Genomic DNA, 3,480 nt, shown 5'->3' with positions numbered 1-3,480 from the left:
CCCGGCCGCCTCCGCCGCCGAGCCTGGCGGCAGGTGGGCGGCGACGTCCTCGGCCCACCAAGCGGGCTCGGCGGCGCTGTACATGACCCGCTGGCGCCAGACGGTGGCGGGGATGTCGGCGCGGTCCGTGCCGTCGAGGCTGACCTCGCCCTCGTTCGGGTCGAGATCGGCGAGCATGCGCAGGAACAGGCTCTTGCCCGCCCCGGACGGCCCGGTGATCGCCACGCAGTCGCCGTCGCGTGCGTCGAGATCGAACGGGCCGGCCTGCGGGCTGCGCAGGCCGCGCACATGCAGCGTGGTCACGTCGCGGCGCGCTCAGCCGGCGGCGGCGAGGCGGCCGAGCAGGCGGGCATGCGCCCGCGCGCCCTTCTGGAAGCAGCGCAGGTCGAACTTCTCGTTCGGGCTGTGGATCGCGTCGTCGTCCAGCCCGAATCCCATCAGCAGGGTGTCGAGGCCGAGGATGCGGCGGAAGCTCTCCACCACCGGGATCGACCCGCCGCCGCCAATCAGCACGGCCGGACGGCCGTATTCGTCGGCCAATGCCGCCCGCGCGGCTTCCACCATCGGCGTGTCGGCGGCGACGCGTATGCCGGGGCCGGCGGAATCGCAGGTCACGGTGGCGTGCGCCCCCGGCGGCAGCCGGTTGGCGACGGAGCGGCGGAAGGCGTCCAGCACCGCCTGCGGGTCCTGATCGGGCACCAGACGGAACGACACCTTGGCCCCCGCCCGCGCGGCGATCACCGTCTTCGCCCCCGGTCCGGCATAGCCGCCCCAGATGCCGTTGATGTCGGCGGTCGGCCGCGCCCAGAGCCGCTCCAGCGGCGTGCGGTCGCGCTCCCCGGCGGGCACCGCGAGGCCGATCTCGCCCAGGAAGGCGGCGGCGTCGAAGCCGAGCGCGGCCCACTCCGCCGCCTGCGCTGCCGGGATGTCGCGCACCGCGTCGTAGAAACCGGGCAGCGTCACCCGCCCCGCCGCGTCGTGCAGGCCGCCCAGCACCGCGGTCAAGGCATTGATCGGATTGAGCGCGAGCCCGCCATACAGGCCGGAATGAAGGTCGCGCGACGGCCCCTGCACCTCGATTTCGGTATACAGCAGGCCGCGCAGCCCGGTCGTGACGGCGGGCGTGTCGCGGTCCCACATGTTGGTGTCGCTGACCACCACGAAGTCGGCTTCCAGTTCGGCGCGGGCGCTCTCCAGGAACGGGGCGAGGTTGACGCTGCCCACTTCCTCCTCGCCTTCCAGCAGGACGGTGACGGGCAGCGGGATGCCGCCCGTCGCGTGCCACGCGCGCAGCGCCTCCAGGATCATCGCGACCTGGCCTTTGTCGTCCACCGCCCCGCGCGCCACGATCCGCTTGCCGTGCGGGCCGTCCGCCAGCACCGGCTCGAAGGGCGGGCTATGCCAGAGGTCCAGCGGATCGGGCGGCTGCACGTCGTAATGGCCATAATAGAGCAGATGCGGCCCGGCCTTGCCGCCGGCGGGGCCCGGATGGTGGCCGAGCACGATCGGGTGGCCGGCGGTCGGGCGGACCGTGGCGGTGAACCCCATGCCGGCCAGCGCGTCGCGGGCCCAGCCGGCGGCGGCGGCGCAGTCGCCGGCGTGGTCGGGCTGGGCGCTGATGCTCGGGATGCGCAGGAAGTCGAACAGGCGGTCCAGCGCGCCGTCGCGATCGGCATCGAGACGGTCGAGGGCGCGTGGCAGGGCGGGGTGAGTCATGGGGCGGCGGGTCCGGGTCGGTGGGGGCTGGGGCGCAGCATAATCTGGCACGTTGCCCCACGGTCCGGTATGCCTGCCGGAGGATTGGGGCGGCGAGGTCCGCGGGAGAAGCGATTGTTCAAGCGCATCATCGTTCCGGCGGCGGTCTCCGCGGTGCTGGCCGGGTGCAACGTCGGGCCGGACTTCAAGGCACCGACCTGGGCCTCGCCCGGCACATGGTTCGCCAGCAGCGCCGAGACGCCCCCGCCGGCGCGCGACGTAAGCGTGACCGTGCCGGCGCCCCTGGATGCGAACTGGTGGGACAGCTTCCATGACGCGGAGCTGAGTTCGCTGGTCAAGCGGACGGCGGCCGGCAACCTCGACGTACGGCTGGCGACGTTCCGGCTGGCGGAAAGCCGCGACCAGCTCGGCGTCGCCGCGGCGGCCGAACTGCCGCAGGTCCACGGCAACGGCTCGTACAGCCGCGAATTGCTGAGCCAGAAGGGCGCGATCAGCCTGTTCGGCACGGGCTCCAACCCGAACACGCAATTCAACGGCGCGACCGGCACCGTGGGCGCCATTCCGTCCACCATCACCGGCGGCACCAAGATCCCGCCCTTCGATCTGTATCAGTACGGCTTCGACGCCTCGTGGGAGCTTGACCTGTGGGGCCGGGTGCGGCGGTCGGTGGAAAGCGCGGACGCGAGCGTGCAGGCCTCGGCCGAGGCCCGGCGCGCGGCGACGCTGACCGCCATCGCCGAGGTCGCGCGCGACTACATGACCCTGCGCGGCATCCAGCAGCAGATCGCCATCACCCGCGAGAACCTGCGCACGGCGCAGGAAAGCCTGTCGCTCACCCGCTCGCGCGCGACGGCGGGGCTGGTGACCGACCTCGACGTGCAGAACGCGAGCGCGCAGGTGCGCACCACGGCGGCCGACCTGCCGACGCTGGAACAGCAGCAGTCGCAGACGATCAACGCCATCAGCTTCCTCCTCGGCGAAAAGCCGGAGGCGCTGCGGGCCGAGCTGATCGAGGCGAAGCCGGTGCCGCCGGTGCCGCCGCAAGTGCCGATCGGCCTGCCCTCGCAACTCGCCCGCCGCCGCCCCGACATCCGTCAGGCGGAGGCGCAGCTGCACGCCGCGACTGCCGATATCGGCGTCGCCGTCGCCAATTTCTATCCGACGGTGACGCTGTCGGGCTCGTTCAGCCTGCAGGCCCTGCAGTTCAAGGACCTCGCCAACTGGGACGCGCGCCAGTACGGCATCGGCCCGTCGCTCACCCTGCCGATCTTCGAGGGCGGCCAGCTCAAATCGACCCTGGAACTACGCAAGGCGCAGCAGCAGGAGGCGGCGACGAGCTATGAGCGCACCGTGCTGAATGCGTGGCACGAGGTGGACAACGCGCTGGTCGCCTACAACGCCGAACAGCAGCGTCAGCGGCAACTCGTGCAGGCGGTCGGCGATAACCGTCGCGCCGTCAGCCTGGCGCAGAGCCGCTATACGCAGGGGCTGATCGACTTCCTCCAGGTGCTGGACGCCGAACGCTCGCTGCTGTCCGCGCAGCTCGCGCTGGCGCAGAGCACCACCAACGTCTCGACCAACCTCGTCGCCCTCTACAAGGCGCTCGGCGGCGGGTGGGAGGCCACCTACCCGGAGATCGACCGCACCGTCGCCGCGGCGGGGACGGGGGATCGGTCCTGAGCGTCGCGCACGACATCGTCCCCCGCGAGGCGGACGACGCGCCGCTCGCGCCGGGGGCGGAGGCCGACGACGGCGCCTGGCTGC

At 72.5% G+C, this 3,480-nt stretch carries 3 protein-coding genes; 1 reads left to right on the top strand and 2 read right to left on the bottom strand.

All coding sequences use genetic code 11. From position 1 onward, the window contains the following. Nucleotides 1–303: ATP-binding cassette domain-containing protein (locus B8460_RS15285; RefSeq protein ID WP_048862469.1), on the bottom strand; the 303-nt coding region annotated here is incomplete at its 3' end. A 12-nt stretch (nt 304–315) separates the two neighbouring features. Beyond that, nucleotides 316–1,716: a dipeptidase gene (locus tag B8460_RS15280; RefSeq protein ID WP_048862468.1), complete on the bottom strand. Its 1,401-nt coding sequence runs from the start codon at nt 1,714–1,716 to the stop codon at nt 316–318. A gap of 114 nt (nt 1,717–1,830) precedes the next feature. Here B8460_RS15280 and B8460_RS15275 point away from each other — a divergent pair, with 114 nt between their 5' ends. Beyond that, nucleotides 1,831–3,396 carry an efflux transporter outer membrane subunit gene (locus B8460_RS15275; RefSeq protein WP_241771208.1) on the top strand — a complete coding sequence of 522 codons (1,566 nt, stop codon included), beginning with the start codon at nt 1,831–1,833 and terminating at the stop codon, nt 3,394–3,396. Nucleotides 3,397–3,480: the final 84 nt, after the last annotated feature.

The organism is Acidisphaera rubrifaciens HS-AP3, assembly GCF_000964365.1.
Lineage (GTDB): Bacteria > Pseudomonadota > Alphaproteobacteria > Acetobacterales > Acetobacteraceae > Acidisphaera > Acidisphaera rubrifaciens.
This window is presented reverse-complemented; position numbering and strand designations above follow the sequence as displayed.

What these genes read in the sequence shown, in the direction of transcription:
- B8460_RS15280 (WP_048862468.1), bottom strand. Translation starts at nt 1,716, where the DNA reads ATGACTCACCCCGCCCTGCCACGCGCCCTCGACCGTCTCGATGCCGAT.